Annotated in this window: 2 protein-coding genes; both read left to right on the plus strand. The window is 67.9% G+C overall.

What is annotated here, in order from left to right; all coding sequences use genetic code 11:
* The coding region (locus ACWD3H_RS47500) for a family 43 glycosylhydrolase (RefSeq protein ID WP_451959778.1) at nucleotides 1–1,642 on the plus strand (1,642 nt) is incomplete at its 5' end.
* 16 nt (nucleotides 1,643–1,658) lie between these two features.
* Nucleotides 1,659–2,810: endo-1,4-beta-xylanase (locus ACWD3H_RS47505; RefSeq protein WP_451959779.1), on the plus strand; the 1,152-nt coding region annotated here is incomplete at its 3' end.

Consider the following 2,810-nt stretch of genomic DNA (forward strand, 5'->3'; position numbering starts at 1 on the left):
GGCCCTGGAGGTCCAAGGCGCCTCCACCGCCGACGGCGCCAACATCGTCCAGTACACCGACTGGAACGGCGCCAACCAGCAGTGGCAACTCGTCCAGGTCGGCAGCGAACCGAACCCGACCCCCACGCCAACGCCGACCACGGGGGGCAACTACACCAATCCGGTCGTGTGGCAGGACTTCGCCGACGGCGACATCATCCGGGTCGGCGACGCCTACTACTACTCGGCCTCGACGATGCACTACTCTCCGGGCGCGCCGATCCTGCGCTCCTACAACCTGGTCGACTGGGAGTACGCCGGCCACTCGGTCCCCCGGCTCGACTTCAACTCGAACGCCTACGACCTCGACGGCGGCCGGGGGTACGTGAAGGGCATCTGGGCATCGACCCTCAACTACCGGCCGAGCAACAGCACGTACTACTGGATGGGCTGCGTCGAGTTCAACCGCACCTACGTCTACACCGCCTCGGCGGTGGACGGCACCTGGACCAAGCGCTCCCAGATCAACAACTGCTACTACGACGCCGGCCTGCTCGTCGACGACAACGACACGATGTACGTCGCCTACGGCAACGGCACGATCAGCGTCGCCCAGCTCTCGGCCGACGGGCTCAGCCAGGTGCGCGCCCAGCAGGTGTTCCAGACCCCCTCCAGCGTCGGCACCCTGGAGGGCGCCCGCTTCTACAAGCGGAACGGCTACTACTACATCTGGCTGACCCGGCCCGCGAACGGCCAATACGTCCTGCGGTCGGCCAGCCCGTTCGGCCCGTACGAGATGCGCCAGGTCCTGCTGAACATGCCGGGCCCGATCTCCGGCGGCGGCGTGCCCCACCAGGGCGGCCTGGTCCAGACGCAGAACGGCGCCTGGTACTACATGTCGTTCGTCGACGCCTACCCCGGCGGCCGGGTGCCGGCCCTGGCGCCGATCAACTGGAGCTCCGACGGCTGGCCGACCGTCCAGACGGTCGACGGCGGCTGGAGCAGCACGTATCCGCGGCCGAACATCCAGACCTCAAAGACCGTGCGGTCGATGATCGGCCCGGACACGTTCACGTCGAGCGCGCTCGGCCACCGGTGGGAGTGGAACCACAATCCCGACAACACCAAGTGGTCGGCAGGCAACGGGCTACGGCTGCAGACCGCGACCGTCACAGGCGACCTGTACAACGCCCGCAACACCCTGACCCACCGCATCCAGGGCCCGTCGTCGACGGCGACGATCGAGCTCGACCACTCGCAGATGGCCAACGGCGATCGCGCCGGGCTGGCCATGCTCCGCGACCAGTCGGCCTGGATCGGCCTCAAGCGCGACAGCGGGACGACCCGCGTCGTGATGACCAACGGCCTGACCATGAACAGCAGTTGGCAGACCACCGGAACCGGCACCGAGGCCGCGAGCGCGAACGTCTCCGGCGGCCGGATCTGGCTGCGCGTCAACGCCGACATCCAGCCCGGCTCGGGCCGCCAGGCGCGGTTCTCCTACAGCACCGACGGGACCAACTTCACCTCGTTCGGACCGGCCTTCACCTTGAACAACGCCTGGCAGTTCTTCATGGGCTACCGCTTCGGGATCTTCAACTACGCCACCCAGTCCCTCGGCGGCGCGGTGACCGTACGCCGCTTCGACCTCACCACACCGTGAAACGGAAAGGCACCCCATGATGCACGCCCCAAGCCGATCGGCCCGGTCTTCCGGGCACACCCGGCTGTGGAAACTCCTGTCCCTGCTGAGCGCCTGCGTGGTCGCCATCGGCATGTCGGTGGCGATCTCCGCTCCGGCGAGCGCCGCCTCCACACTGGGCGCGTCGGCGGCGGAGAGAGGCGGTCGCTACTTCGGCGCGGCCGTCGCCGCCGGCAAGCTCGGCGACTCCACCTACGTGAACATCCTGAACCGCGAGTTCAACTCGGTCACCGCCGAGAACGAGATGAAATGGGACGCCACCGAACCGTCGCGCGGCTCGTTCAACTACACCAACGGCGACCGGATCGCGAATCACGCGATCAGCCGGGGCATGAAGGTACGCGGACACGCCCTGCTCTGGCACTCGCAGATGCCCGGCTGGGCGCAGAGCCTGTCCGGCTCGACACTGCGCAGCGCCGCCATCAACCACGTCACCCAGGTCGCCACCTACTACCGCGGCAAGATCCACTCCTGGGACGTCGTCAACGAGGCCTTCGCCGACGGCACCTCCGGCGCCCGGCGTGACTCCAGCCTCCAGCGAACCGGCAACGACTGGATCGAGGCGGCGTTCCGGGCGGCCCGCGCCGCCGACCCCGGCGCCAAGCTCTGCTACAACGACTACAACACCGACGGCATCAACGCCAAAAGCACCGCGATCCACAACATGGTCCGCGACTTCAAGTCGCGCGGCGTCCCCATCGACTGCGTCGGCTTCCAGTCCCACCTGACCAACTCCGTCCCCGGCGACTACCAGGCCAACCTCCAGCGCTTCGCCGACCTCGGCGTCGACGTCCAGATCACCGAACTCGACATCGCCGGCTCCAACCAGGCCAACGTGTATGCCACCGTCACCCGCGCCTGCCTGAACGTCTCCCGCTGCACCGGCATCACCGTCTGGGGCATCCGCGACAGCGACTCCTGGCGCACCGGAGAGAACCCCCTGCTCTTCGACGCCGCCGGCAACAAGAAGGCCGCCTACACCTCGGTGCTGAACGCGCTCAACGCCGGCAACAACCCCACACCGACGCCCGGCCCGATCGACACCAACGCCTGGTATGTCCTGGTCAACCGGACCAGCGGCAAGGCCCTGGACGTCTACAACCTGGCCACCAACGACGGCGCCCGCATC

This window comes from Streptosporangium sp. NPDC002607, assembly GCF_053592655.1.